We start from the raw sequence: 25,838 nt of genomic DNA on the forward strand, positions 1-25,838 counted from the left end.
CATGTCAGGTCACTCCAAGTGGGCCACGACCAAGCACAAGAAGGCGGCGATCGACGCCAAGCGCGGCAAGCTTTTCGCGAAGCTGATCAAGAACATCGAGGTCGCCGCGCGCACGGGCGGCGGCGACCCGGCCGGTAACCCCACGCTGTTCGACGCCATCCAGAAGGCGAAGAAGTCGTCGGTCCCCAACGACAACATCGACCGCGCGCTCAAGCGCGGCTCCGGCGAGGGCGCCGACGCCGTCGACTACCAGACGATCATGTACGAGGGTTACGGCGCGAACGGCATCGCCGTCCTCGTCGAGTGCCTCACGGACAACAAGAACCGCGCCGCCTCCGAGGTGCGCCTCGCGTTCTCCCGCAACGGCGGCAACCTGGCCGACCCGGGCTCCGTGTCCTACCTGTTCTCCCGCAAGGGCCTCGTCGTGGTGCCGAAGGCGGAGGGCGTCACGGAGGACGACGTCATGCTCGCCGCGCTCGACGCGGGCGCCGAGGAGGTCAGCGACGAGGGCGACGTCATCGAGGTCCTCTCGGAGGCCACCGACCTCGTCGCCGTGCGCACGGCGATCCAGGAGGCCGGCATCGAGTACGACTCGGCCGACTCCATCTGGCACCCCTCCATGGAGGTCGAGGTCGACGTGGAGGGCGCGCGCAAGATCCTGCGCCTCATCGACGCGCTCGAGGACAGCGACGACGTGCAGAACGTCTACGCGAACTTCGACGCCTCCGACGAGGTCATGGCGGCCCTCGACGAGGAGTGACGGCTCCCGGCGCGGGTCGGCCGTCCGCGGCCGCCCGCGTGAGAGGGTGACGACGTGCGCGTGCTGGGGGTGGACCCGGGTCTGACCCGGTGCGGGGTCGGCGTCGTCGACTCGTTGCCGGGCCGGAGGGCCCGGATGGTCGACGTCGGGGTCGTGCGCAGCGAGCCCGAGCTGAGCGTCGACCTCCGGTTGCTGCGCGTCGCCGAGGGGCTCGAGGAGTGGCTCGAGCGCACGGTGCCCGACGTCGTCGCCGTGGAGCGCGTCTTCGCCCAGAACAACCGCGGCACCGTGATGGGCACCGCGCAGGTCGCCGGCCTCGCGATGGTCGCGGCGGCCCGGCGCGGCGTCCCGGTCGCGATGCACACGCCGAGCGAGGTGAAGGCCGCCGTCACCGGGTCCGGCCGCGCCGACAAGGAGCAGGTGCAGCGCATGATCGCGCGCATCCTCGGGCTCGACGAGCTGCCGCGGCCGGCCGACGCCGCCGACGCCCTCGCGCTCGCCGTCACCCACCTGTGGCGACCGTCCGGCGCGCTCCAGGGCGGCGAGCGGAACGAGCTCACCCCGGCCCAGCGCGCCTGGGCCGCTGCCGAGCGCACCGCGCGCACCGGCTCGCACCGCGGCGCACCCTCCCGAGCCCGGCGCTGAGCGGGACCCGGGCCACCCGGTCGCCGTCGCGCGGCTGGTCGTGGGCTCGTCGAGTGTCGCCCGCCCCGGCGTCGGCACCGGTTGTTACAGTGACGCCTCGTACGGGTGTTCGACGGCCACGTCGACGGCCTCTTCGACGGAAGGACCACGGTGATCGCCTCCCTGACCGGCACGGTCACGCACGTGACGCTGGAGCGGGCCGTGCTCGACGTCGGCGGGGTCGGGTACCTCGTGCACGCCACCCCCGGCACCCTCGCCGGCCTGCGGGTGGGGGAGCGGGCCCAGCTCCACACCACGCTGGTCGTCCGTGAGGACTCGATGACGGTGTTCGGCTTCGCGGAGGCGGACGAGCGGGAGGTCTTCGAGACCGCCCAGTCCGTGTCCGGCGTCGGACCCCGGATCGCTCTCGCCATGCTCGCCGTGCTCACCCCCGACGCCCTGCGCCGCGCCGTCGCGTCCGAGGACCTCGCGGCGCTGCGCCGCGTTCCCGGGGTCGGCCCCAAGAGCGCCCAGCGCCTGGTGCTCGAGCTGTCCGGCAAGCTGGGCGCCCCGACGTCCGCCGCCGGCGCCGTCGTGCCCGACGCGCCGCCCGTCGCCGCGGGCGACCCGGCGCGCGACCAGGTGGTCGAGGCGCTCGTGGGCCTGGGCTGGGCAGCCAAGGTCGCCCAGGACACCGTCGACCGGGTCCTCGCGGACGCGGGCGACGACAACCCGGCCGACAGCCCGATCGACGTCGCGGCCACGCTGCGCGCGGCGCTGCGTTCCCTGGGCGGCCGCCGTGGCTGAGGCGGACGCGGAGTACGGCGGGGAGCGGCTCGTCACCTCCTCGGCCGACGACGTCGAGCGCGCGGCCGAGGCGGCGCTGCGACCGAAGAAGCTGGACGAGTTCGTCGGGCAGCGGGTGGTGCGCGACCAGCTCTCCCTGGTGCTCCAGGCGGCGCTGGCGCGGGACGCGTCTCCCGACCACGTGCTCCTGTCCGGACCTCCCGGGCTCGGCAAGACCACGCTGGCGATGATCATCGCCGCCGAGCTCGGCACCTCGCTGCGGGTCACGAGTGGCCCGGCGATCCAGCACGCGGGGGACCTGGCGGCGGTGCTCTCGTCGCTCGAGGAGGGCGAGGTCCTCTTCATCGACGAGATCCACCGGCTGGCCCGCCCGGCCGAGGAGCTGCTGTACGTCGCGATGGAGGACTTCCGCGTCGACGTCGTCGTCGGCAAGGGGGCGGGCGCGAGCGCGATCCCGCTGGCGCTGCCGCCGTTCACCGTCGTCGGCGCGACGACGAGGTCGGGCCTGCTGCCCGCCCCGCTGCGCGACCGCTTCGGGTTCACCGGGCACCTCGACTTCTACGACGCCGCCGAGCTGGAGCGCGTCATCACCCGGTCCGCCGGCCTGCTCGGCGTCGACATCCAGCACGCCGCAGCGCACGAGATCGCGGGCCGGTCGCGCGGCACCCCCCGCATCGCCAACCGCCTGCTGCGCCGCGTGCGCGACTGGGCCCAGGTGCGCGGGGACGGCAGCCTCGACCTCCGGGCGGCCCGGGCGGCGCTGGAGGTCTACGAGGTCGACCCGATCGGCCTGGACCGGCTGGACCGTGCCGTGCTCGACGCCGTCTGCCGCCGGTTCGCCGGCGGTCCCGTGGGACTGGGCACGCTCGCGATGACCGTGGGGGAGGAGCCGGACACCGTGGAGACGGTGGCCGAGCCGTACCTCGTCCGCGAGGGGCTCCTGGGCCGCACGCCGCGCGGCCGGGTCGCGACGCAGGCCGCCTGGGAGCACCTCGGGCTCGAGCCGCCGCCCGGCGCGTGGGGCGCGCCGCTCGGGGGGACCTTGTTCGACGGGTCCGCCGGGTCCGACGCGTCCGACAGGGACGCCGGGCCGCCCCAGTAGACTGGGAGCGCCCCCGGCCGCCGACGGCCCAGGGCCGGAACTCGACGGGTGCCGTGCTCGTTGGGGGCCGTGTGCGCAGGACACTGCGCCGGCGTGCCGACCGGTGCGCCCCCGACGCCCGGCAGTCGGTCGACGACCGTCGGGCAGCGACAGACAAGGACGCTCCGTGGAACTCATCATCCTCTTCGTGGTCCTCGCCGGCCTCATGTTCTTCATGAGCCAGCGGACGCGCAAGCAGCAGAAGCAGCAGGCCGAGTTCCGGTCGCAGCTCGAGCCGGGTCAGGAGGTCATGACCGGTTCGGGCCTGTTCGGCACGGTCGTGGAGATCGACGAGGCGACCGACACCGTCACCATCGAGACCGGCCCCGGCGGCGCGCAGACCCGCTGGCTGCGCGCGGCCATCGCCAAGCGCGTGGACACGCCGGTCGAGGAGCCCGTGGCCGAGGCCGACGAGACCGACGTCACAACCGACTCCTCCGCGACCGGTACGATCACCTCCGGCGACGGTCACATCGACGTCCCCGACGACCTGTCGAGCCTGGACACCGCGCAGCGGGAGTACCGGGAGCAGCAGCGTCGTGACGAGGGCGAGCCCGGCACCACCAAGTGACAGCATCGAAGTGACAGCACCAGCGACATGGGACGGCGGGCGCTCGCGCCCGTCGGCCTGACGACGCGCCGGTCGGGGCGATCCCGGCCGGCGCCATCACGCGTCGGCCCTGCGGCGGCGCGCAGACGGGAAGAGACAGAAGTTGGCGAACTCACGCACGAAGCGGTCGCGTCCGGTACGCACCCTCGTGGTCTTCACGATCCTGACGATCGTCCTGCCGTTCCTCGCCCTCGGCGCCGGCGTCTTCTGGGACGCCAAGTCCGACTCCAACCCGGACGGCGCGAGCTGGGCCCCGGGGCTGGCGCTCGACCTGCAGGGCGGCACGCAGCTGATCCTGAAGGCGGACACCACCGACGGGTCGCAGGTGACGTCGGCGACGATCGACGAGTCGATCAACGTCATCCGTCAGCGCATCGACTCCTCGGGCGTGTCCGAGGCGGAGATCACCGCGCAGGGCTCCCAGAACATCGTCGTCGGCATCCCCGGCGAGGTGTCGCAGGAGACCATCGACCTCATCTCGCAGCCGGCGCAGATGCGCTTCCGCCCGGTGCTGACGTACGCCGCGGGCACGCCGACCCCCGAGCCGTCCGCCTCGCCCAGCGCCGACGCCGGCGACGCGGCGCAGGACGACGCGGCGCAGGACGACGCGGCCAAGGACGACGCCGCCAAGGAGGACGCGACCGCCGAGGACGGCGCCGGCGACGCGCCGAGCGGCAAGGGCGCGGGTGCGCCGCTGTCCGTCCCGGCGGACGTCGACCCGTCGGCCACGCCGACCGCCACCGCGACGTCGGGCGACGGCGCCGACCCGTCGCCTACGGCGACCGAAGGGACGGACGAGGGCGCCACGGACGAGGCTGCCGCGACCGACCCGAGCGACCTGGCGCAGATCACGCCGGAGATCCAGAAGCAGTTCGAGGAGCTCGACTGCACCGACCCCGCCAACCTCAAGGGCGGCGGCGGGGACGACCCGGACAAGCCGCTGGTGACGTGCGGCGAGCAGGACGGGCTGAAGTACATCCTCGGCCCGATGGAGGTCGACGGCGTGCACATCTCGTCGGCGAGCTCCGGCCTGGTCCCCGGCGCGAACGGCACCACCACCAACGAGTGGGGCGTCTTCCTCAACTTCGACTCCGTGGGCACGAAGGAGTTCCGCGAGACCACGACCCGTCTGCAGGGCCTCGAGGCGCCGCGCAACCAGTTCGCCATCGTCCTGGACGGGCTCGTCGTCTCGGCGCCGTCCCTGTCCCCGGGCACGATCATCTCCAACGGCCAGGCGACGATCTCCGGGTCGTTCACGCGCGACTCCGCGGCCACGCTGGCCAACCAGCTCAGCTTCGGTGCCCTGCCGGTGCAGTACACGGTCGAGAGCCAGGAGGTCATCTCCGCGACCCTCGGCTCCGAGCAGCTGCGCAACGGCCTGATCGCCGGCCTCATCGGCCTCGCGCTCGTCGTCGTGTACTCGCTGCTGCAGTACCGCACGCTCGGCCTGCTGACGGTCGCGTCGCTGGTGGTCGCGGGCGTGATCACCTACGTGTCGATCGCCCTGCTCTCCTGGGGGATGGGCTATCGGCTCTCGCTCGCGGGCGTCGCCGGCCTGATCGTCGCCATCGGCTTCACGGCGGACTCGTTCATCGTGTACTTCGAACGGATCCGCGACGAGCTGCGCGACGGGCGGACCCTCGCCTACGCGGTCGAGCGCGGCTGGGCCCGCGCCCGGCGCACGGTGCTCGCCGCCAAGGCCGTCAACCTGATCTCCGCGATCATCCTGTACTTCCTCGCCGTGGGCGGCGTGCAGGGCTTCGCGTTCACCCTGGGTCTGACGACGATCATCGACGTCGCCGTCGTGTTCTGGTTCACGCACCCGATGATGGAGGTCATCACCAAGATCCCGTTCTTCCGGGACGGCCACCTCTGGTCGGGCCTGTCGCCCGAGCGCCTGCGCGCGAGCTCCGGCCCGCGGTACGCGGGCGCCGGCCGGGTGCGGATGCCGCAGCCCGCCGTGGCCGGCGCCGCCGAGGGCCCGGACGCCGGCGCCGAGGCGCCGGGCGAGCGCGTGGTCGCCGAGCCCGTGCACAGCGGTGCACGGCAGGCCCCCGCGGCCCCCGTCACCGACGCCTCCGGGCGCAGGCTGACGATCGCCGAGCGGCGCGCGGCCGAGCGTCGGGCGGCCGCCGAGGAGGCGGACCCGCAACCGGACGCAGGACCGGACGACGGATCGCCCTCGGCGACCGGTGAGAACCACTCCGGCACGAACGAGGAGAGCCGCTGATGGCCGGCATGCACTTCGCCCAGTGGGGCAACGACCTCTACACGGGCCGCCGCTCCTACCCGATCGTGCAGCGCCGCAAGCGCTGGTTCACGGTGGCGGGAATCCTCGCGATCGCCTCGATCGCGATCATCCTGATCAAGGGGCTCACCCTCGGCATCGACTTCCGCGGCGGCACGGAGTTCACGGTCAACGACGTGACCTCCACCGAGCAGCAGCTGGCGATCGACGCCGTGCACGAGGTGCTCCCGAACGAGGAGCCCCGCGTCGCGATCGTGGGCGGCTCGGCGGTGCGCGTGCAGACCGAGACGGTCACGCCGGAGCAGGAGGCCGCCCTGGTCACGGGCCTCGCCACCGCGTACGACGTCGACGAGTCCGCGGTGACGACGTCCTTCGTCGGCCCGACCTGGGGCGCGGGCGTCTCGATGCGGGCCCTGTGGGGCACCGTGGTGTTCGTGGTGGCCGCGGCGCTGTTCATGGCCGTGTACTTCCGCGCCTGGCGGATGTCCGTGGCGGCGATCGTCGCGATGCTCGCGGACCTGCTCATCTCGGCCGGCGTCTACGCCGCCATCGGCTGGGAGGTCACGCCGTCGACGATCATCGGCTTCCTCACCATCCTCGGCTTCTCGCTCTACGACAAGATGGTCGTGTTCGACAAGGTCCGCGAGAACACGGCGGACGTGCTCACGCAGACCCGCAGCACGTACGCGGAGCGCGCCAACCTCGCCGTGAACCAGACCCTCGTGCGCTCGATCAACACGTCGGTCGTGGCGCTCCTGCCGGTGGCGAGCATCCTCTTCGTCGGCGCGTTCCTGCTGGGCGCGGGCACGCTCCGCGACCTGTCGCTGTCGCTGTTCGTCGGTATCGCCGTCGGCGCGGCGTCGTCGCTCTTCCTCGCGACGCCGCTCGACGTGGCCCTGCGTGAGCGCGAGCCGAAGATCGCCGCGCACACCAAGACGGTCCTGGCGGAGCGCGCCGGCCTGGTCGCCGAGGGCGGGCACGACGCCGAGGTCGCGGCGTTCACGACCGGTTCCGCGCAGCTGATCCCGGGCCAGCACCAGGGCAACCGCGCCCAGCCGCGCCGCAAGCGCGGACACTGAGCCGGGGGCCACGCGATGGATGACAGCTCAGGCTTCGACGTGCCCGGCGGCGGGCGCCCCGGCGACCGTCCGGACGACATCGTCCTGGACGGGCTGCGGGGGCTCGGCGCCGAGCGGGCGGCGGAGGTGCGCGCGCTGATCCGCGACGTGCCGGACTACCCGCACCCGCCCGTCGTGTTCCGCGACATCACCCCGCTGCTCGCGGACGGCCCGGCGCTGGCGGACGTCGTGGAGGCGTTCGCCCGCCTCGTGGACGCGGACGGCGGCGTGGACGTCGTCGCGGGCATGGAGGCGCGGGGCTTCCTCCTGGGGGCGCCGCTCGCCACTCGCCTGGGGGTGGGGTTCCTGCCGCTGCGCAAGGCGGGCAAGCTGCCGCCGCCGGTGGAGCGGGTGGACTACGACCTCGAGTACGGCTCGGCCGCGATCGAGCTGCGCACGGGAACACTCGAGGCGGGGGCGCGTGTTCTCCTGGTCGACGACGTGCTCGCGACCGGCGGCACGGCGCGCGCGGCGGCCGAGCTCGTGGAACGGTCGGGCGGTCAGGTGGTCGCCCTGGCGTTCCTGCTCGAGCTCGCCGGCCTGGGCGGACGCGACAGGCTGACCGGACGGACGGTCGAGGCTCTGCTCCGCGTGGAGTCGTAGACTTGCCGTCCCGGCCGGCGGCGACCCCGCGGTGGTTGCGGAAGGAGGCGCAGATGAGCGACGAGACGAAGGTCGTGCGCGCCGCCAACGCGCCTCAGGGATCGACCGGGCAGGGCGCCGTCCCGGGCCGCGGTTCGGGGTCCGGGCGGAGCGTGCGCAACCGGCTCGTCCGGCTGGGGGTGCGGGGCGCGCCGCCCACGACGCCGGCGCTGGAGCCGGTGCTCCAGGCCGTGCGCACCAACCACCCGAAGTCCGACCTCTCGGTGCTCGAGCGCGCCTACGCGACGGCCGAGCGGTGTCACCGGGGCCAGGAGCGCAAGTCCGGCGACCCGTACATCACCCACCCGGTCGCCGTGGCGACCATCCTCGCCGAGCTCGGCTTCGACGGCGCGACCCTGGCGGCCGCGCTGCTGCACGACACGGTCGAGGACACGGACTACGGGCTCGACGAGCTGACCCGCGAGTACGGCGAGGAGATCGCCATGCTCGTCGACGGCGTCACCAAGCTGGACAAGGTGAAGTACGGCGACGCCGCCCAGGCGGAGACCGTGCGCAAGATGGTCGTCGCGATGGCCAAGGACATCCGCGTGCTGGTCATCAAGCTCGCGGACCGGCTGCACAACGCCCGCACGTGGAAGTACGTCTCCGGCTCGTCGGCGCAGCGCAAGGCGCGCGAGACGCTCGAGATCTACGCCCCGCTGGCGCACCGGCTGGGCATGAACACCATCAAGTGGGAGCTGGAGGACCTGTCCTTCCAGACCCTCTACCCCAAGGTGTACGACGAGATCGTGCACCTGGTGGCGGAGCGCGCGCCCGCCCGCGAGGAGTACCTGTCGGTGGTGCGGGAGCAGATCTCCGCCGACCTGCGCAGCGCGAAGATCAAGGCGACGGTCACCGGCCGCCCGAAGCACTACTACTCGATCTACCAGAAGATGATCGTGCGCGGGCACGACTTCGCGGAGATCTACGACCTCGTCGGCACGCGCGTCCTCGTGGACACGGTGCGGGACTGCTACGCGGTGCTCGGCGCGCTCCACGCGCGCTGGAACCCGGTCCCGGGCCGGTTCAAGGACTACATCGCGATGCCGAAGTTCAACATGTACCAGTCGCTGCACACGACGGTCGTGGGTCCGGGCGGCAAGCCCGTCGAGATCCAGATCCGCACGCACGACATGCACCGTCGTGCGGAGTACGGCGTCGCCGCGCACTGGAAGTACAAGCAGATGGCGCCGGCGGGCAAGACGACGTCGGACGACCCGCGCGCCAACGACATGGCGTGGCTGCGCCAGCTCGTGGACTGGCAGCGCGAGACCGCCGACCCGAGCGAGTTCCTCGACTCGCTGCGCTACGAGATCGGCGGCGCGGAGGTGTACGTCTTCACGCCGAAGGGCGAGGTGATGGCGCTGCCCGCGGGGGCGACGCCGGTCGACTTCGCGTACTCGGTGCACACCGAGGTGGGCCACCGCACCATGGGGGCCCGCGTCAACGGGCGCCTCGTGCCGCTGGACTCGACGCTGCAGAACGGCGACACGGTCGACATCCTCACCTCCAAGGCGGAGTCCGCGGGCCCCTCGCGCGACTGGCTCGCCTTCGTGAAGTCGGCGCGTGCCCGCAACAAGATCCGCCAGTGGTTCACCAAGGAGCGGCGCGAGGAGGCGATCGAGCAGGGCAAGGACGCCATCACCAAGGCGATGCGCAAGCAGAACCTGCCGATCCAGCGCCTGCTCAGCCACGAGGCGCTGGTCGGGCTGGCGAACGACATGCGCTACGCCGACGTCTCCGCGCTCTACGCGGCGGTGGGCGAGGGGCACGCGTCCGCGCCGCACGTCGTCGACCTGCTGGTCAAGTCGCTGGGCGGCGAGGAGGGCACCGAGGAGGACGCCGCGGAGGCCGCGGCCCCTGGCCGCCCGTCGCGTCGCGGTCGCACCGGCGACCCCGGCGTCGTCGTCAAGGGCGTGGACGACATCTGGGTGAAGCTCGCCAAGTGCTGCACCCCGGTGCCCGGCGACTCGATCGTCGGCTTCGTGACCCGCGGCGCGGGCGTCAGCGTGCACCGCGCGGACTGCGCCAACGCCGAGCAGCTGGCCAAGGCGCAGCCCGAGCGCATGGTGGACGTGTCCTGGACCACGGGCGCCAACACGATGTTCCTGGTGCAGATCCAGGTCGAGGCGCTCGACCGCTCGCGGCTGCTGTCCGACGTCACGAAGGTGCTGTCGGACTACCACGTCAACATCCTGTCGGCGTCGGTCTCGACGTCGTCCGACCGGATCGCCCTGTCGAAGTTCGTCTTCGAGATGGCGGAGCCGGGCCACCTGCAGCAGGTGCTCACCGCGGTGCGCAAGGTGGACGGCGTCTTCGACGTCTACCGCATCACCGGGACGAGGGCCGCCGACGTGCACCAGGAGTCGGCGGGAGTCTGAGGTCCCGTTCGCTCTCGACGGCGGCCGTCTCCGGGAGCGCCGCGAGGAACGCCGCGCCGAAACCCCTGTCGACCGCCTGCCGCGCGCGCACGTGCTCGACGGCGGACGTGGACGAGCCGTTCCGGTCGCCTTGCTAGCGTGACGGGGCGCCGACCGGCGTCCCGCCGCACGTCAGGGAGGAACACCTCGTGCCGAGCCTGGGCTCGCCCCGCGCCCGCCGCTTCGTCACCCGGTTCAACGCCGGGGTGCTCGCCTGGCGCGGCTCGCCCCGGTGGGGCGGGGCGCTGCGCCGCACCCTCACGATCGTGCGGTACACGGGGCGTCGGTCGGGGCGCGAGTTCGCGATCCCGGTCGGGTTCCGACGCCGGGGGGACGAGGTCGTCATCGGGGTCGGGATGCCGGACGCCAAGAGCTGGTGGCGCAACTTCCTGGGCGAGGGTGCTCCCTTGACGGTCGAGCTCGACGGCGCGGAGCGTGGAGGGCACGCGGTCGCGCACCGGGACGACGCCGGCAGGGTGACGGTCCGGGTGCGGCTCGAGGCGACCGGGCTCCGGCGAGCGGAGGTGCCGGGACACCTCCCGGAGTAGGTTCGCCAGCATGACGCTGCCGCTCGAACCGCCGGTGCTGCCCATGCTCGCGAAGTCGGTGCCGGACGTGCCGGACCAGTCCGCGGGCGACGACGTCTGGGTGTACGAGCCGAAGTGGGACGGGTTCCGCGCCCTGGTGTTCCGCGACGGCGACGACGTGCGGATCGACTCCCGCAACGGTCGGCCGATGCAGCGCTACTTCCCGGACGTGGTGGACGCGGCGCTCGACGCGCTGCCGGAGCGCTGCGTCGTCGACGGCGAGATCGTGGTCGCGCGCCCGGGGGACGGCGCGGCCCGGGCGGCGCACCTGGACTTCGACGCCCTGGGCCAACGGATCCACCCCGCCGAGTCGCGGGTGCGGCTCCTCGCGTCGGAGACGCCGGCCAGCCTCGTCGTCTTCGACGTCCTCGCCCTGGGCGACGACGACCTGTCCGGGAGGCCGCTGCGCGAACGGCTCGAGGCACTCGACGGGCTGGCGCTCGACGGGCCGCAGGTGCACGCCACGCCCCGCACGCAGGACGCCGGCGTCGCGCGCGACTGGTTCGAGGCGTTCGAGGGCGCGGGCCTCGACGGCGTGGTCGCGAAGCGGCTCGACGACCCGTACCAGCCGAACAAGCGGGCGCTGCTGAAGATCAAGCACGCCCGCACGGCCGACGTGGTCCTCGCCGGCTACCGGCTGCACAAGACGTCGACGCCCGAGAAGCCGCTCATCGGCTCGCTCCTGCTGGGCCTGTACGCACAGGAGGACGACCCCGACAGCCTGCAGTTCGTCGGCGTCTCCGCGTCGTTCCCCGCCGCGCGCCGGGCGGCCCTGCACGCCGAGCTCGCAGCGCTCGTCGTGGGACCTGGGACCGAGGACGCCGCCGCGCACCCGTGGGCGGACTGGCAGGACCCGGCGGTCGCGGACGGCAGCGCGGGCGAGAGGCGCCCGGGAGCGCAGTCGCGCTGGAGCGCCGGCAAGGACCTCTCCTTCACTCCGCTGCGCGTGGAGCGGGTGCTGGAGGTCGGCTACGACCACATGGAGGGCGCGCGTTTCCGGCACACCGCGCAGTTCAAGCGGTGGCGCCCCGACCGCGAGCCGTCGTCGTGCACCTACGACCAGCTCGAGGAACCGGTCGGCTACGACCTCGCGAGCCTCCTGCCCGGGGCGCCGGGCACCGCCTGAGCCGCACCGCTCGGCGGGCCGCCGATGAGTCGAGGCCCCGGGGCAGGTCTGGGGAGCATGGGCACACTGAGATACGGACTGATGAGCTGTTCCATCGACGGCTACGTGGCCGACGCGTCGGGCGACTTCGACTGGGGCGCGCCGGACGACGCCGTCCACGCGTTCATCAACGACCGGGTCCGGGACGTGCGGACCTTCGTCGTGGGCCGCCGCATGTTCGAGACGATGCGCGTGTGGGACACGTGGGAGCTCGGGCAGGGCGACGCCGCGGACGAGTTCGCCGAGATCTGGCGCGGGATCGACAAGATCGTCTGCTCCGACGGCCTCGTCGCGGAGCAGGGCACGGTCGACGCGCCCCGCACCACGCTCGAGGCGCGGCTCACCCCCGAGCGCCTGACCGAGATCGCGGCGGGGACCGACGGCGTCGTCGAGGTCTCGGGCCCGACGACTGCCGCGGGGGCGCTGCTGGCCGGCGCGGTCGACGAGATGACGGTACGCGTGGTGCCGCACGTCGCCGGCGGCGGGCTGCGCCTGCTGCCCGACGGGATGCAGGCCGACCTCACGCGCGCCGAGTGCGTCCCGCTCGGCGACGGGTCGGTCTTCCTGCGCTACACGCGTCCCTGACGGTCAGGTGCGCTTGCGGTCGGTGTCCCGGCTGGGCTGCACACGCTTGGGCTCGCCGGGCATCTTGGGATACTCCGGCGGGTAGGGCAGGTCGCCGAGGCCGTGCTCCTCCTCGTCGCGGCGCGCGAGCTCGAGCGCCGCGTCCAGGGAGCAGTCGAGCTCCGGATCGCGGTCGGCGCGCAGGGCGGCGAACAGGTCGCCGCGCTCGGCGAACCGGGCCGGGACGGTCGTGACGTCGAAGTCGTCCGGGTGCACCTCGCCGACCTCGTCCCACTCCAGCGGGGTCGAGACGGTGGCGCGCTTGTTCGCCCGGACGGAGTACGCGGAGGCGATGGTGCGGTCGCGGGCCATCTGGTTGTAGTCGACGAAAATCGCCTCGCCCCGCTCCTCCTTCCACCACTTCGTCGTGACCTGGTCGGGGAGGCGGCGCTCCAGCTCGCGGCCGACCGCGATCGTGGCGCGCCGGGCCTGCTGGAAGGACCAGCGGGGCGCGAGCGGTACGAAGACGTGCAGGCCGCGCCCGCCCGAGGTCTTGGGGTACCCGGTGAGGCCGAGCTCCGTGAGCAGGTCGCGCAGGTGGGGCGCGACGGCCGCGGCGTCGTCGAAGGAGGTGCCGGGCTGCGGGTCGAGGTCGATGCGCAGCTGGTCGACCGCCTCGACGTCGTCGCGGCGCACGGGCCACGGGTGGAAGGTCAGGGTGCCGAGATTCGCCGCCCAGGCGACGACGGCGAGCTCGGTCGGCGCCACCTCGTCGGCGGTGCGCCCGCTGGGGAAGGCGATGGTCGCGGTCTCGACCCAGTCGGGGGCCCCCTTGGGCAGCCGCTTCTGGTAAAACGCGTCGCCGCGGTTGTCGGCGCGCGTCGCCATCACCGCCTCGGGCCACCAGCCCTTCGGCCACCGCTCGAGCGTCGTGGGCCGGTGCAGCAGCGCCCCGAGGATCCCGTCGCCCACCGACAGGAAGTACTCGACGATCTCACGCTTCGTGAGGCCGGGGCGGTCGGGCAGCTCGGGGAAGACGACGCGGTCGGGGCTGGAGACGCGCACGGCGCGGCCAGCGGCGTCGAGCTCGACGGCGGGTGCGGCGGAGGCCATGCGGCTCAACCTAGGGCAGGGCGGCGGGTGCCGCACGGAGGGCGGCGGCACGGGCCAGCACGCGGCGGGCACGCGGGCGCCCGACGACGCGGGCACGGCGCTCCAGCAGCGCGGCCGCGTCGGGGAGCGCGAGGCCGCAGGAGTCCGCGACGTCGCGGGCGAGGCGGGCCGCGTCCTCCTCGCCCGGCACGTGCACCGCCACGTCGACGACCGTCCGCAGCGGCGCGGTCACCCGCACCCCGGCCAGCTCGACGACGTCGCCGCGCAGCATCGGCGCCTGCCACACGAGCCCCGCTCCCCAGAGCTCGGGCCGGTGCCCGCCGGCCGCGTAGGCGACGTCGAGGTGCTCGGCGGACCGGGTGCCCGCCCGCCCGCCGGCGTGCACCCACGCCGCCGTGCGCCCGGCGGCCACGGCCCCCGCGGGCAGCGACCCGGCCAGCAGCACGGCCCGCAGCACGGGGGTCACGGTCGTGCCGGCGACGACGGCCGCGTCGTCCCGCACCGCCTCGAGGGAGCCGTCGCGCACGAGGACGTCCCACGCCGCCCGCCCGCCGACGTCCGCAGGGCGCACTAGGGGACCGGACGGACGTCCTGGCGCCGCGAGCAGGTCGCCGAGCCGCCGCGGAGCGGCCGGGGACCGGAGGCGGTCGCCCGCGGGCGGGCCGGGCGGCGCGGGGAGGACGACGAAGGGGCTCACGACGCGGAAACTATCCGGTCGTGAGCCCCGTCGGGGACCGCCTGTGGATCGTCGCGCGCACGCGACGTCCGGTCGGGCCGCCCACCCGGTCAGGCCGGCGGCCGTGCGCCGTCAGCCGCGGGTGTCCTCCGCGGCGCGGACGACCTGCTCGAGCCAGGCGCGCCGCGCGGCGAGCGCCGTCTCGGCCTCCTCGACGCGCCGCGCGTCGCCCGACTCGCGCGCCTCCGCGAGATCGCGCTCGAGCCCCTCGATGGCGGCCTCGAGCTGTGCCGCGGCACCCTCGGCCCGCGCGCGGGTCTCGGGGTTGGTGCGGTCCCAGCGAGCCTGCTCGGCACCCCGGACGGCCGTCTCGACCGCGCGCATGCGGGCCTCGACGCGCTGGATGTCCCCGCGCGGCACCTTGCCGGCCTCCTCCCAGCGGTCCTGGAGGTCGCGCAGCTTCTCCTTCGCCGCAGCAAGGTCCTTGACGGGCAGGAGGGCCTCGGCCTCGGCGAGCAGCGCCTCCTTGACCTCGAGGTTCTGCCCGTACTCGGCGTCGATCGCCGCGTTCTCGGCGTCGCGGGCGCCGAAGAACGCGTCCTGCGCCGCCCGGAACCGGGCCCAGAGCGCGTCGTCGTCCTTGCGGCTGGCCCGCCCCGCGGCCTTCCACTGCGCCATGAGGTCGCGGTAGGCAGCGGCGGTCGCCCCCCAGTCGGTGCTGGTCTGCAGGGACTCCGCCTCGGCGACCAGCTGCTCCTTGGCCGCCTTGGCCGCCGAGTTGCGCTGCTCGAGGTCGGCGAAGAAGTGCCGCCGCTCCCGGTCGAACGCGGTGCGCGCGTGGCTGAACCGCTTCCAGAGGGCCTCCTCCGAGGGGCGGTCGATGCGCGGCCCGCTGCGCTGCGCCTCCTTCCACCGGTCCAGGAGGCCCCGCAGCTCCTCGCCGGCCGGGCGCCACTGCATCTTGGCGGGGTCGGTGGCGGCGATCTTCTCCGCGGCCTCGACGATCGCGGTGCGGGCGGCGACGGCCTCGGCCTTGGCGGCCGCACGCTCCTGCTCGAGCGCGGCCCGGCGCTCCGCCGCGCGTGCCTTGAGGCCCTCCACGCGGGCCCGCAGGGCGTCCAGGTCGCCGACGGCGGCGGGCTCACCCGTCTCCTCCGCGAGCTTCGCGAGGGTCTGGTCGATCTCGCGCACCGACAGGTCGGCGCTGTCCAGCCGGGTCTCGAACGGCGCGACCTTGGCGTCGAGGTCCAGGTAGCGCCGCACATAGAGGCTCATCGCCTCCGTGGCGTCCACGCCGGGGAACTGGCCCACCTGGCGCTCGCCGGCGGCCTCCCGCACGAACACCGTGCCGTCGTCGTCCACCCGACCGAACGCCTCCGCGGCGGACGCCGCGGCCGCGTCCAGCGCCGGGGGGACGACCGGCGCCGCCGGGGTCGTGGGCTCGGCCGGCGGCACGTCGGCGGGAGTGGGCGCGGCCGGGCGGCGCAGCGCCGACGGCTTAGGCGCGCCCGGGCGGGGCGGCTTCGGCACGGCGGACGGCTTCGGCGCCGCGGGAGTCGCCGGGGCGGGGGTCGGCTCGACGGCCTCGGGCTCAGCGGCCGGCTCGGTCGCCCCCGTGGTCTCGGTCGACTCGGCCACGGGGGTCGTCTCGGCGGCCTCGGCGGCAGGAGCCTGCTCCGCGGTCTCGGGCTCCGGGGCCTCCTGCGCGGGCTCGGCCGGGGGAGCCGTGTCCGTGGTCTCGCCCGCGGCGGGCTGCGGGTCCGCCGCGGGAGCCGGCGGGGTCGCCTCGTCCGGGGTCGTCTGCGATGGAGTCTCGGCCGTCTCCTCGGTGCCGGCCGGGGTCTCCTCGGGGCCGGTCGAGCCGGGGGTGCTCTCGCTCACTGGGTCTCCACTCCTTCGATGATGACGGGGGTCGCGGGGGAGCCGTCGCCGGCCCCTCCGTCGACGCCCTCGTCAGCGACTGCCTGGACGGCGTCCAGGCCGGACGTGACGGTGCCGAGCACCGTGTACCCGCCCGCGGTGTCGGACGGGATGGTCGAATCCTGGTACACGATGAAGAACTGCGAGCCCATCGACTCGCCGTCGTTGCCGCGGCGGGCCATCGCGATGGTCCCGGCGGGGTAGACGTCGTCCTTCGGGGCGTTCTCGATCGGGCCGTACGAGTAGCCGGGGTCACCGGTCCCGGTCCCCGTGGGGTCGCCGCACTGCAGGACGTAGATGCCCTGGGTGGTGAGGCGGTGGCAGGGGGTGCCGTCGTAGTAGCCCTGGTCCGCGAGCGACACGAAGCTCGCGACGGCCTGCGGGGCTGCGGCGCCGTCCAGCTCGAGGACGAGGTCCGTCTGCGTGCCGCCCGCGCACAGGTCGACGGTCGCGGTCCACGTGCGGTCCTCGGCGGCCGAAGGGTCGGCCAGGTCCCCGCCGTCGCGGGCGCCGACCTCCGCCGCGGGGCAGTCACCCGCGGCCTGCGGCGTCGACGACGCTGCGGGGTTCGCGGCGCCGCCCAGGTTCGCGACGACGAACCCGCCGCCCACCAGGGCGAGCACCGCCACGATCGCCACGATCGCGAACGTCCGCTGCCGCCGGGCGCGTGCCTGCGCCTGCCGCCGCTCCCACTGTTCCTGCCGCTTGCGGGCGTACTCCCGCTCGCGCTTGGTGGCCGCCAACGCGCGGTCCTCCTCGCCTCGTCCCGGTGGCCGCACGGGAACTCCCGCGCGCGGGGGACAGTCTAGAGGCCGGGACGCAGGTCACATCCGCTACGGCCGCGGCGACCCCGGGCCGGGCCGTGGCGGCTACGGTGGCGCGGTGCAGATCCTCCTCGTCGTCGCGCCCGTCTTCGCCACCAACTGCAGCGTCGTGGTCGCCGGCGCAGAGGGCCGGGACGCCGACTGCGTGGTCGTGGACGCCGGGGCGGGCGTCGCCCCCGACGTCGAGCGCCTGGTCGCCGAGCGCGGCCTGGTCCCGCGCGCCGTCGTCGCGACGCACGGGCACGTCGACCACACCTGGGACGCCGCGGCGCTCTGCGAGCGGTACGACGTGCCGTTCCGCATCCATCCCGCGGACGCCTACCGCCTGGCCGACCCGTTCGGCACGCTGGGCCTCGCCGCGGTGCGCGACGGCGGCGACCCTGGGGTGAGCGGCGCCCTCGCGCAGGCGCTCGCGGCCACGGGCCGGCGGGCCGAGGACTACCGCGCGCCGGCCGTCGTCGAGCCGCTCGACCTCGGACCCGACGGCGAGGGGGCGCTCGCCGCGGGGGCGGTGCGCCTGCGCACGCTGCACGCGCCGGGGCACACGGAGGGCTCGACGCTCCTCGTCGTCCGGGACGGCGACCACGACGGCGGCGACGGCGTCGTCCTCGCGGGCGACGTGCTCTTCGCGGGCGGGGTCGGGCGCACCGACCTGCCGGGCGGCGACGCCGCCACCATGGCACGCACGCTGCGCGACGTCGTGGGCGCGCTCGACCCGGAGCTGGGCGTCGTGCCCGGCCACGGCCCGACCACCACCGTCGGCCGTGAGCTGGCGACGAACCCCTTCCTGCGCCCGCACCTGCGCTGATCCGTCCCGCCCGCCCCGTCTCCGGCGGTGGGACGGGTCCCGAGACGGCCCCGGCGTCTGGGAAGATGAGGCCCATGGCACGCCCCACCCCGCTCTCCGGCTTCCCCGAATGGCTCCCCGACGGTCGCGTCGTCGAGCAGCACGTCCTCGACACGCTGCGGCGGACGTTCGAGCTGCACGGGTTCGCCGGCATCGAGACGCGGGCGGTGGAGCCGCTCGACCAGCTGCTGCGCAAGGGCGAGACCTCCAAGGAGGTCTACGTGCTGCGCCGGCTGCAGGAGGAGCAGGCCGGCGACGACGCGGCGTCGCGGGGCGACAGGGGTGCGGCGGCCGAGAAGCAGCTCGGCCTCCACTTCGACCTCACCGTCCCGTTCGCGCGCTACGTGCTGGAGAACGCCGGCCGGCTCGCCTTCCCGTTCAAGCGCTACCAGATCCAGAAGGTCTGGCGGGGCGAGCGCCCCCAGGACGGCCGCTTCCGCGAGTTCGTCCAGGCCGACATCGACGTCGTCGGCGCGGGCGAGCTGCCCTACCACTACGAGGTCGAGCTCCCGCTCGTCATGGCCGAGGCGCTCGGCGCGCTGCGCGACGTCGGCGTGCCCGAGGTCCGCATCCTCGTGAACAACCGCAAGGTCGCGGAGGGCTTCTACCGCGGCCTGGGGCTCGACGACGTCGAGGGCGTGCTGCGCCAGGTCGACAAGCTCGACAAGGTCGGGCCGGACGCCGTCGCGGAGCTGCTGCAGGTGGAGCAGGGCGCCACGCCCGAGCAGGCCAAGGCGTGCCTCGAGCTCGCCGCGATCTCGGGGGCGGACTCGACCGTGGTGGGCCGGGTCCGGGCGCTCGCGGCGTCCTACGACGCGGGCACGGAGCTGCTCGAGACGGGGCTGGGCGAGCTCGCCGCACTGATCGAGGCGGCCGCACGCCGCGCGCCCGGCGTCGTCGTCGCGGACCTGAAGATCGCGCGGGGCCTCGACTACTACACCGGGTCGGTCTACGAGACGGTGCTGGTGGGGCACGAGCAGCTCGGCTCGATCTGCTCGGGCGGGCGCTACGACACCCTCGCCTCCGACGGCAAGAACACGTACCCGGGCGTCGGCCTGTCGATCGGCGTCTCCCGCCTGGTCTCGCGGCTCCTGTCCGCGGGGCTGGTCGCCGCGACGCGCGGCGTGCCCACGGCCGTGCTGGTCGCCGTCACGGACGAGGCGCACCGGGACAGGTCCGACGCGGTCGCGACGGCCCTGCGCGCCCGCGGTGTCCCCGCCGACGTCGCGCCGTCGGCGGCGAAGTTCGGCAAGCAGATCAAGGTGGCCGACCGCCGCGGCATCCCGTTCGTGTGGTTCCCGGCGCAGCCGGGGGAGGACGGCACCGAGCCCGCCGTCCTGTCCGGAGAGGTGAAGGACATCCGCTCGGGGGAGCAGGTGGACGCGGACGCCGCGACGTGGCAGCCGCCGGCGGAGGACCTCTTCCCGCGGGTCGTGCCCGCGGCGGAGTGAGCCTCAGGCCTCCTCGATGAGCGCGACGACGTTGCGCGCCGGGTCCCGGAACCAGCCGATGGTCGGGCCCTGGCGCGGGTCGTCGCTGCGTACGACGCCGTCGGCGTCCTGGGCGAACCCCGGGTAGCGCACCAGGTCCACGCCGGCGGCGTGCAGGTCCGCCGCCGCGGCGGCGACGTCGGGCACGACGAGGTTGAGCACGGTGTGGCTCGCGGGCTCGTGGGCCTCGCCCTTCGGATAGACGAAGACGGCGCTGCCGCCGGTGACGTCCAGCTCGAGCCCCATGGACGTGCGGTGCACGCGGAGCCCCACGACGTCCCGGTAGAACGACTCGACGGCGTCGAGGTCGTCGACGGAGAAGCTGCTGAAGCCGCGCTGCACGGTGAACACGGGGGTCTCCTCGGGTCGGGAAGCGGCCGGCGGGGACCGGCCTGAGGGGTGGACCCCGCGGGCGGTCGGAACTGATCGGGGGCCATCCCGCGGGGGTTGTCCCCCGAAGACCCTGAGGCGCCCCTGAGATTCACCCTGATCTCGCCGCTGACCTGGCCGGACGGCGCCCGGGGGACGGTACGGTGACCGCCGTGAGCATCTACGTGGTCCTGTCCCGCAGCAGCACCGTCCTGTCGCGGACGATCCGCCTCGCGACGCGGGACGAGTACACGCACGCGGCCCTGGCCCTCGACGCCGACCTCGAGCTCATGTTCAGCTTCGGGCGCCGCCGCGCGTCCAACCCGTTCGTCGGCTGCTTCAAGCGCGAGCGTCTCGACGACGACCTGTACCGGGGGATGGACCGGCTGCCGGGCGTCGTCCTCGAGGTCCCCGTGACGTCCCGCCAGCGGGACGCCGTGGGGGCGCGCGTCGCGGAGTTCCTCCTCGACAGCCACACCTACGCCTACAACGCCCCCGGCCTCGTGACCGGGCTGCTCGGACGCGGGTCCGAGGACGACCGGCGGTTCTTCTGCTCCGAGTTCGTCTACCACGTGCTGCGCGACGCGGGGGTGTGCGACCTGGGCGTCCCGCGCTGGAAGGTGCGACCGCAGACGCTGCTGGACGTGCCCGGCACCGTCGTCTACCGCGGGGACCTCAAGCGCTACCGGCCGTCGGACCTCGCCGCGGCGCCGGTCCCGGCGCTCACGCTCCAGGGCACGGACGGGCTGTTCGCCACGTCGCGGTCGGGGGTCTCGCTGGCGCTGTGACCGGCCGCGCCCCGGGCGGCCGCCGTCCAGGGCTCGCACAGGGCGTCGTGCGACGCTGGGCCCATGCCGAGCCGAGTCTTCCTGCACGTGGGCGCGCCCAAGTCCGGCACCACCTACCTGCAGTCACGTCTCCACGCGAACCGCCACGACCTGCGCCGGCACGGGGTGCTGTACCCCAGCGGGCCGCTGGGCGAGCCGCGGGTGCACTACTGGGCGGCGCTGGACGCCACGGGGGCGCGCCACGGCATCGACCCACGGCGGTTGCGCGGCGCATGGGACCGCCTGGTGGGCCAGGTGCGACGGGCGCGGGGCGACGTCGTCCTCAGCCACGAGCTGCTGGCGAGGGCGGACCGGGACCAGGCGGCCCGGGTGCTCGCGGACCTGGCCGCGACCCGCGCCGAGGTCCACGTGGTGCTCACCGTCCGCGACCTGGCGCGCGAGCTCGCGAGCGGATGGCAGGAGACGCTGAAGTTCGGCGCGAGGACGACGCTGCGCGCCTACCTCGACCGGGTCAGGGCGGGGCGGTCCGCGTTCCTGGACTCCGTGGACCCGACCCACGTGCTGACCGTGTGGGCCGCGGACCTCCCCGCGTCGCGGGTCCACGTGGTGACGGCGCCGCCGCCGGGCGGCGCGGGGGACGCGCTCTGGCTCCGCTTCCTGGAGGCCGTCGAGGTCGACCCCGCCTGGGCGCCGCGGGACGCCGAGCGGTCGAACGCCTCGGTCGGGGCGCCCGAGGCGCAGGTGCTGCGCGGCCTCAACCGCCGGCTCGGGGACGAGGTGCGGCGTGGCGGCGCCCTGTCGCCGCTCGTCGACGGCATCGTCGCCGGGGACGCGCTCGCGCCGCGGCGTTCGACCCCCATCGCGCTGGGGCCTGACGACCACCCGTGGGTGGCGGGGCTCAGCGAGACCTGGGTCGCCTGGCTGCGCGACCGGCACGTGACCGTGCACGGCGACCTGGCCGACCTGCTGCCCGTCCCGCCCGGCGACGACTGGGCCGACCCCGACAAGCCCCGCCCGCGCGAGGTGACCGCGGCCGCCCTGGACACGGTCGCGGTGCTGCTCGCGGAGCTCGGGCGGCGCCCGCTGCCGTGGCGGGAGCGCGGCCGCCGGGCGCTCGCGCGGCTCCGCCGCTGACGCCGGGCGGGGCTGGACAACGAGTCGAACGTCTGTTCGAATGATGGCGTGAGATGGGATGGTCAGACCGTCGGCGCGGACGACGGCGCCCTGCCCGGGCTCGAACGCTCGGCCCTGGGGCGGCTCGGCCTGGTGCGCACGGTGCGGACGCCGGAGTTCGCCGACGTCACGTTCCACGAGGTGCTCGCGAAGAGCGCGCTGTCGAGGGTGCCCGCCGCATCGAAGATGCCGTTCGGGTGGACCGTCAACCCGTACCGGGGATGCAGTCATGCATGCACCTACTGTTTCGCCCGCCCGACTCACGAATACCTCGATCTCGACGCCGGTCGGGACTTCGACTCCCAGGTCGTGGTGAAGACGAACGTGGCCGAGGTGCTGCGTGCCGAGCTTGCCCGGCCGTCGTGGACGCGGGAGCCGGTGGCGATGGGCACCAACACCGACCCGTACCAGCGGGCCGAGGGGCGGTACCGCCTCATGCCCGGCATCATCGGGGCGCTCGCTGACTCGGGCACGCCGTTCTCGATCCTCACCAAGGGCACGCTCCTGCGTCGGGACCTGCCGTTGATCGCCGAGGCGGCGCAGCGCGTGGAGGTCGGGCTCGGGGTCTCCCTCGGCTTCGCCGACTCGCCCGCCGACGAGGAGCTGCAGCAGTCGGTCGAGCCGGGGACGCCGACACCCCGCGCGCGCCTCGACCTGATCCGCGCGGTGCGGGCGGCGGGTCTGCCCTGCGGCGTCATGGTGGCCCCGGTGCTGCCCTGGCTGACCGACTCCCGTGACCACCTGCGCCGCCTGCTGGACGCCGTCGCGGACGCCGGAGCCACGGGAGTCACCGTGGTGCCGCTGCACCTCAAGCCCGGCACCCGCGAGTGGTACCTGCAGTGGCTGGAGCGTGAGCACCCGCGCGCCGTCGCCGGCTACGGGCGCGTGTACGCCCGCGGGACCTACGCGCTCGAGGCCTACCGGCAGTGGCTGTGGGACCGGGTCGAGCCGCTCCTCACCGAGCGCGGCTTCCGCTCGTCCGGGCACCGCTCGCGGTCGGGCGCCACGGGGAGGTTCCCGGACGACCTCACGCCGCACGACGAGGGCGACTACCCGGCCGGGGCGCTCGCAGGGATGCCGCGCGACGGCGGCGGCCTCCAGGTGGCCGGCACGGGCGTCGAGCAGGTGCTCTTCTGAGGCCTGGTGCTCTTCCGAGGCACAGTGGGGCTCAGCGCAGGAACGAGAACCACAGCACGAACAGGCACATCAGGAACATGCCCGTGGCGTTGACGAAGAAGTTGCGGCCGAAGTCCCGCGCCCGGACGTGGAACGTCAGGGCGAGCACGAAGTACACGACCAGGCAGACGACGGTCACGAGCCCGAGGTAGGGGATCCAGATCCCCGCGACGAGCCCGGCCGCGGCGGCGGCCTTGATCCACGGCATCACCCACCACCAGCGCTCCGGGAAGTTCACGTCCCGGAAGCACTGCGCGATGAACGCCACCGGCTTCACGCACAGGAGCGCGTCGCCCGCGGAGACGAACGCGAGCACGAGCACGGGCCAGACGGGATCGGGCAACGTCGCCATGGGGTCGACGCTACGGCCCGCCGGGCGGGCCGTGCCGTGGGTGTGACCAGGCTCTCAGGCGCCCTCGACCAGCCGGGCGGGGAACCCGCCGGTCGCGACGGGGCCCCACCGCTCGACCGTGATCCGCACGACGCTCTTGCCCTGGCGCAGCATCGCCTCCCGGTACTCGTCCCAGTCGGGGTGCTCCTTGCCCGCGGCGGCCCGGTAGTACTCGACCAGCGGCTCCACCGAGTCGGGCACGTCGATCACCTCGGCCGCGCCGTCCACCTGCACCCAGGCGTCGTCGAAGTCGTCGCCGAGGGCCAGGAACGACGCCCGCGGGTCCCGCCGCAGGTTCACGGCCTTCGCGCGGTCCGGGTACGTCGAGACCACCACCCGGCCGGCCGCGTCCACGCCGAACGTCACCGGGCTCAGCTGCGGCGAGCCGTCCCGCCGGGTGGTGACGAGCACGCCGTGCCGACGCTCCCGCAGCACCTCCAGCAGCCCGTCGCGGTCGACGGCGGTCGTGGTGGCGATCCGTGGTGCCATGGGAATCTCCTCGCAGAAGGGGGCCGGCCACCGACTAGACTCGCACGGGCGCGCCAGCGCGCCCGGACGTCGCCACCGGCGACGCGGTCCCCCACCCCGTTCGAAAGGAACACTCCGTGCTCCGCACCCACACGGCCGGCTCACTGCGGGCCGAGCACATCGGTCAGACCGTCACCCTCACGGGGTGGGTCGATCGGCGCCGGGATCACGGGGGAGTGGCCTTCATCGACCTGCGCGACGCGTCCGGCATCGCCCAGGTCGTCATCCGCGACGAGGCGGTGGCGCACCCGCTCCGCTCCGAGTTCGTCCTCCAGGTCACTGGCGAGGTCGGTCGCCGCCCCGAGGGCAACGCCAACCCGAACCTCGCCACCGGCGAGATCGAGCTCGTGGCCAAGGACGTCGTCGTGCTCAACGAGTCCGCGCCGCTGCCGTTCCAGGTGTCGACGGCGCTCGCGGACACCGAGGTGATCGGCGAGGAGGCGCGCCTCAAGCACCGCTACCTCGACATCCGCCGCCCCGCGCCGGCGCACGCCCTGCGGCTGCGCGCCAAGGCGAACCAGGCGGCCCGCCGCGTGCTCGACGAGCACGACTTCGTCGAGGTCGAGACGCCCACGCTGACCCGGTCCACGCCCGAGGGTGCGCGCGACTTCCTGGTGCCCGCGCGTCTGGCGCCCGGCTCCTGGTACGCGCTGCCGCAGAGCCCCCAGTTGTTCAAGCAGCTGCTCATGGTCGGCGGGCTGGAGCGCTACTACCAGATCGCCCGCTGCTACCGCGACGAGGACTTCCGCGCCGACCGCCAGCCGGAGTTCACGCAGCTGGACGTCGAGCTGAGCTTCGTCGACCAGGACGACGTCATCGCGCTCGCCGAGCAGGTCCTCGCCGCCCTGTGGAAGCTGATCGACGTCGAGATCCCCACGCCGATCGCCCGCATGACCTACGCCGAGGCCATGCGCCTGTACGGCACGGACAAGCCCGACCTGCGCTTCGGCAACCCGCTGGTCGAGCTGACGGACTACTTCGCCGAGACCCCGTTCCGGGTCTTCCAGGCCGAGTACGTGGGTGCCGTCGTCATGACCGGGGGCGCGTCGCAGCCGCGCCGCCAGTTCGACGCCTGGCAGGAGTGGGCCAAGCAGCGCGGGGCCAAGGGCCTCGCGTACGTCACCTACGGCGAGGACGGCACGCTGGGCGGCCCGGTCGCCAAGAACCTGTCCGACGCCGAGCGTGACGGCCTCGCCGCCGCCACCGGCGCCCAGCCGGGCGACGCCGTGTTCTTCGCGGCCGGCAAGACCGCCGAGGCGCGCGCGCTCCTGGGCGCCGCCCGCCTCGAGATCGCGCACCGCACGGGGCAGGTCGACGAGGACGCCTGGGCGTTCGTGTGGGTCGTGGACGCGCCGCTGTTCAAGCCGACAGGAGATGCCGCCGACGAGGGTGACGTGGCGCTCGGCCATTCCGCCTGGACCGCCGTGCACCACGCGTTCACGTCGCCCAAGCCGGAGTGGGTCGACAGCTTCGAGTCCGACCCGGGCAACGCGCTCGCCTACGCCTACGACATCGTCTGCAACGGCAACGAGATCGGCGGCGGCTCGATCCGAATCCACCGCCGCGACGTGCAGGAGCGCGTGTTCGACGTCATGGGCATCGGCCCCGAGGAGGCGCAGGAGAAGTTCGGCTTCCTCCTCGACGCCTTCAAGTTCGGCGCCCCGCCGCACGGCGGCATCGCGTTCGGCTGGGACCGCATCGTCGCGCTGCTGACGAGGTCGGCGTCGATCCGCGACGTCATCGCGTTCCCGAAGTCGGGCGGCGGCTACGACCCCCTCACCGAGGCTCCCGCCCCGATCACGCCGGAGCAGCGCAAGGAGGCCGGGGTGGACGCCGTCCCCCAGGCCGACGAGGAGT

25 protein-coding genes are annotated in these 25,838 nt (G+C 74.2%); 18 read left to right on the top strand and 7 right to left on the bottom strand.

Annotated elements, in window-relative coordinates:
• Nucleotide 1: 1 nt before the first annotated feature.
• The 12 genes from ACFWEK_RS01430 (at nucleotide 2) to ACFWEK_RS01485 (ending at nucleotide 12,707) form a co-directional block, all read left to right on the top strand.
• Entirely contained in the window at nucleotides 2-760 is a 759-nt protein-coding gene (locus ACFWEK_RS01430; protein ID WP_430545420.1) for a YebC/PmpR family DNA-binding transcriptional regulator, read from the top strand.
• 54 nt (nucleotides 761-814) lie between these two features.
• Nucleotides 815-1,405, top strand: a complete 591-nt coding sequence (gene ruvC, locus ACFWEK_RS01435) for a crossover junction endodeoxyribonuclease RuvC (RefSeq protein WP_429729494.1) — start codon at nucleotides 815-817, stop codon at nucleotides 1,403-1,405.
• 150 nt (nucleotides 1,406-1,555) lie between these two features.
• Nucleotides 1,556-2,191: a Holliday junction branch migration protein RuvA gene (ruvA, locus tag ACFWEK_RS01440; RefSeq protein ID WP_430545421.1), complete on the top strand. Its 636-nt coding sequence runs from the start codon at nucleotides 1,556-1,558 to the stop codon at nucleotides 2,189-2,191.
• A complete protein-coding gene (gene ruvB, locus ACFWEK_RS01445; protein ID WP_430552841.1) occupies nucleotides 2,184-3,293 on the top strand; it encodes a Holliday junction branch migration DNA helicase RuvB in 1,110 nt (369 codons plus the stop codon). The genes ruvA and ruvB overlap by 8 nt, the downstream gene beginning before the upstream one ends.
• A 166-nt stretch (nucleotides 3,294-3,459) precedes the next feature.
• On the top strand, nucleotides 3,460-3,903 hold the full coding sequence (gene yajC / locus ACFWEK_RS01450) for a preprotein translocase subunit YajC (RefSeq protein ID WP_430545423.1): 444 nt from the start codon (nucleotides 3,460-3,462) through the stop codon (nucleotides 3,901-3,903).
• A 187-nt stretch (nucleotides 3,904-4,090) separates the two neighbouring features.
• Entirely contained in the window at nucleotides 4,091-6,172 is a 2,082-nt protein-coding gene (secD, locus tag ACFWEK_RS01455; protein WP_430552842.1) for a protein translocase subunit SecD, read from the top strand.
• A complete protein-coding gene (gene secF / locus ACFWEK_RS01460) occupies nucleotides 6,172-7,269 on the top strand; it encodes a protein translocase subunit SecF (protein ID WP_430545425.1) in 1,098 nt (365 codons plus the stop codon). Before secD ends, secF begins: the two co-directional genes overlap by 1 nt.
• A 15-nt stretch (nucleotides 7,270-7,284) precedes the next feature.
• The gene (locus ACFWEK_RS01465; RefSeq protein ID WP_430552843.1) at nucleotides 7,285-7,911 is read left to right on the top strand and encodes an adenine phosphoribosyltransferase; all 627 of its coding nucleotides are present in this window, start codon (nucleotides 7,285-7,287) and stop codon (nucleotides 7,909-7,911) included.
• 53 nt (nucleotides 7,912-7,964) lie between these two features.
• Complete coding sequence (locus ACFWEK_RS01470; protein WP_430545427.1) at nucleotides 7,965-10,331, top strand: RelA/SpoT family protein; 2,367 nt, start codon at nucleotides 7,965-7,967, stop codon at nucleotides 10,329-10,331.
• A 188-nt stretch (nucleotides 10,332-10,519) separates the two neighbouring features.
• Nucleotides 10,520-10,918 carry a hypothetical protein gene (locus ACFWEK_RS01475; RefSeq protein WP_430545428.1) on the top strand — a complete coding sequence of 133 codons (399 nt, stop codon included), beginning with the start codon at nucleotides 10,520-10,522 and terminating at the stop codon, nucleotides 10,916-10,918.
• A gap of 10 nt (nucleotides 10,919-10,928) precedes the next feature.
• Nucleotides 10,929-12,083 (top strand): ATP-dependent DNA ligase, encoded by a 1,155-nt coding sequence (locus tag ACFWEK_RS01480; RefSeq protein WP_430552844.1) that lies wholly within the window; start codon nucleotides 10,929-10,931, stop codon nucleotides 12,081-12,083.
• Between the two features lie 57 nt (nucleotides 12,084-12,140).
• Nucleotides 12,141-12,707, top strand: a complete 567-nt coding sequence (locus ACFWEK_RS01485; protein ID WP_430552845.1) for a dihydrofolate reductase family protein — start codon at nucleotides 12,141-12,143, stop codon at nucleotides 12,705-12,707.
• Between the two features lie 3 nt (nucleotides 12,708-12,710).
• Here the strand turns inward: ACFWEK_RS01485 and ACFWEK_RS01490 are convergent, their stop codons facing one another.
• The 4 genes from ACFWEK_RS01490 to ACFWEK_RS01505 all read right to left on the bottom strand — a co-directional run bounded on the left by ACFWEK_RS01490 (nucleotide 12,711) and on the right by ACFWEK_RS01505 (nucleotide 17,138).
• Nucleotides 12,711-13,799, bottom strand: coding sequence for a DNA polymerase domain-containing protein (locus ACFWEK_RS01490; RefSeq protein ID WP_430545431.1), 1,089 nt, complete (start codon nucleotides 13,797-13,799; stop codon nucleotides 12,711-12,713).
• A gap of 10 nt (nucleotides 13,800-13,809) precedes the next feature.
• Entirely contained in the window at nucleotides 13,810-14,496 is a 687-nt protein-coding gene (locus tag ACFWEK_RS01495) for a hypothetical protein (protein ID WP_430545432.1), read from the bottom strand.
• A gap of 111 nt (nucleotides 14,497-14,607) precedes the next feature.
• Nucleotides 14,608-16,356, bottom strand: coding sequence for a DUF349 domain-containing protein (locus tag ACFWEK_RS01500; RefSeq protein WP_430552846.1), 1,749 nt, complete (start codon nucleotides 16,354-16,356; stop codon nucleotides 14,608-14,610).
• Nucleotides 16,353-17,138, bottom strand: a complete 786-nt coding sequence (locus ACFWEK_RS01505) for a peptidylprolyl isomerase (protein WP_430552847.1) — start codon at nucleotides 17,136-17,138, stop codon at nucleotides 16,353-16,355. The genes ACFWEK_RS01500 and ACFWEK_RS01505 overlap by 4 nt, the downstream gene beginning before the upstream one ends.
• 139 nt (nucleotides 17,139-17,277) lie before the next feature.
• Between ACFWEK_RS01505 and ACFWEK_RS01510 the strand changes: the two genes are divergently transcribed.
• A complete protein-coding gene (locus ACFWEK_RS01510) occupies nucleotides 17,278-18,027 on the top strand; it encodes an MBL fold metallo-hydrolase (RefSeq protein WP_430545435.1) in 750 nt (249 codons plus the stop codon).
• A 74-nt stretch (nucleotides 18,028-18,101) separates the two neighbouring features.
• The gene (hisS, locus tag ACFWEK_RS01515) at nucleotides 18,102-19,517 is read left to right on the top strand and encodes a histidine--tRNA ligase (RefSeq protein WP_430552848.1); all 1,416 of its coding nucleotides are present in this window, start codon (nucleotides 18,102-18,104) and stop codon (nucleotides 19,515-19,517) included.
• A 3-nt stretch (nucleotides 19,518-19,520) separates the two neighbouring features.
• On the opposite strand, the gene ACFWEK_RS01520 is transcribed toward hisS, so the two are convergent.
• Nucleotides 19,521-19,907, bottom strand: coding sequence for a VOC family protein (locus tag ACFWEK_RS01520; protein WP_430552849.1), 387 nt, complete (start codon nucleotides 19,905-19,907; stop codon nucleotides 19,521-19,523).
• Nucleotides 19,908-20,098: 191 nt separating this feature from the next.
• On the opposite strand from ACFWEK_RS01520, the gene ACFWEK_RS01525 reads away from it, so the two are divergent.
• The 3 genes from ACFWEK_RS01525 to ACFWEK_RS01535 all read left to right on the top strand — a co-directional run bounded on the left by ACFWEK_RS01525 (nucleotide 20,099) and on the right by ACFWEK_RS01535 (nucleotide 23,023).
• Nucleotides 20,099-20,713, top strand: coding sequence for a hypothetical protein (locus ACFWEK_RS01525; protein WP_430545438.1), 615 nt, complete (start codon nucleotides 20,099-20,101; stop codon nucleotides 20,711-20,713).
• A 63-nt stretch (nucleotides 20,714-20,776) separates the two neighbouring features.
• The gene (locus ACFWEK_RS01530; RefSeq protein ID WP_430552850.1) at nucleotides 20,777-21,847 is read left to right on the top strand and encodes a hypothetical protein; all 1,071 of its coding nucleotides are present in this window, start codon (nucleotides 20,777-20,779) and stop codon (nucleotides 21,845-21,847) included.
• Nucleotides 21,848-21,895: 48 nt separating this feature from the next.
• The gene (locus ACFWEK_RS01535) at nucleotides 21,896-23,023 is read left to right on the top strand and encodes an Rv2578c family radical SAM protein (protein WP_430552851.1); all 1,128 of its coding nucleotides are present in this window, start codon (nucleotides 21,896-21,898) and stop codon (nucleotides 23,021-23,023) included.
• 31 nt (nucleotides 23,024-23,054) lie between these two features.
• Here the strand turns inward: ACFWEK_RS01535 and ACFWEK_RS01540 are convergent, their stop codons facing one another.
• Both ACFWEK_RS01540 and ACFWEK_RS01545 read right to left on the bottom strand, forming a co-directional pair.
• Nucleotides 23,055-23,414, bottom strand: a complete 360-nt coding sequence (locus tag ACFWEK_RS01540; RefSeq protein ID WP_430545441.1) for a DoxX family protein — start codon at nucleotides 23,412-23,414, stop codon at nucleotides 23,055-23,057.
• Between the two features lie 54 nt (nucleotides 23,415-23,468).
• On the bottom strand, nucleotides 23,469-23,942 hold the full coding sequence (locus ACFWEK_RS01545; protein ID WP_430552852.1) for a PPOX class F420-dependent oxidoreductase: 474 nt from the start codon (nucleotides 23,940-23,942) through the stop codon (nucleotides 23,469-23,471).
• Nucleotides 23,943-24,058: 116 nt separating this feature from the next.
• Here ACFWEK_RS01545 and aspS point away from each other — a divergent pair.
• On the top strand, nucleotides 24,059-25,838 hold a 1,780-nt coding region (aspS, locus tag ACFWEK_RS01550; protein ID WP_430545443.1), incomplete at its 3' end, for an aspartate--tRNA ligase.

Origin of the sequence: Isoptericola sp. NPDC060257 (genome assembly GCF_042726645.1) — a bacterium.
Taxonomy (GTDB): domain Bacteria; phylum Actinomycetota; class Actinomycetes; order Actinomycetales; family Cellulomonadaceae; genus Isoptericola; species Isoptericola nanjingensis.

Bases quoted from the DNA above. Each gene is read 5' to 3' on its own strand.
- ACFWEK_RS01430 (WP_430545420.1), top strand. From the start codon at position 2: ATGTCAGGTCACTCCAAGTGGGCCACGACCAAGCACAAGAAGGCGGCG.
- hisS (WP_430552848.1), top strand. From the start codon at position 18,102: ATGGCACGCCCCACCCCGCTCTCCGGCTTCCCCGAATGGCTCCCCGAC.
- secF (WP_430545425.1), top strand. From the start codon at position 6,172: ATGGCCGGCATGCACTTCGCCCAGTGGGGCAACGACCTCTACACGGGC.
- ACFWEK_RS01485 (WP_430552845.1), top strand. From the start codon at position 12,141: ATGGGCACACTGAGATACGGACTGATGAGCTGTTCCATCGACGGCTAC.
- ACFWEK_RS01545 (WP_430552852.1), bottom strand. From the start codon at position 23,942: ATGGCACCACGGATCGCCACCACGACCGCCGTCGACCGCGACGGGCTG.
- ACFWEK_RS01490 (WP_430545431.1), bottom strand. From the start codon at position 13,799: ATGGCCTCCGCCGCACCCGCCGTCGAGCTCGACGCCGCTGGCCGCGCC.
- ACFWEK_RS01470 (WP_430545427.1), top strand. From the start codon at position 7,965: ATGAGCGACGAGACGAAGGTCGTGCGCGCCGCCAACGCGCCTCAGGGA.
- ACFWEK_RS01540 (WP_430545441.1), bottom strand. From the start codon at position 23,414: ATGGCGACGTTGCCCGATCCCGTCTGGCCCGTGCTCGTGCTCGCGTTC.
- ACFWEK_RS01530 (WP_430552850.1), top strand. From the start codon at position 20,777: ATGCCGAGCCGAGTCTTCCTGCACGTGGGCGCGCCCAAGTCCGGCACC.
- ACFWEK_RS01480 (WP_430552844.1), top strand. From the start codon at position 10,929: ATGACGCTGCCGCTCGAACCGCCGGTGCTGCCCATGCTCGCGAAGTCG.
- ACFWEK_RS01465 (WP_430552843.1), top strand. From the start codon at position 7,285: ATGGATGACAGCTCAGGCTTCGACGTGCCCGGCGGCGGGCGCCCCGGC.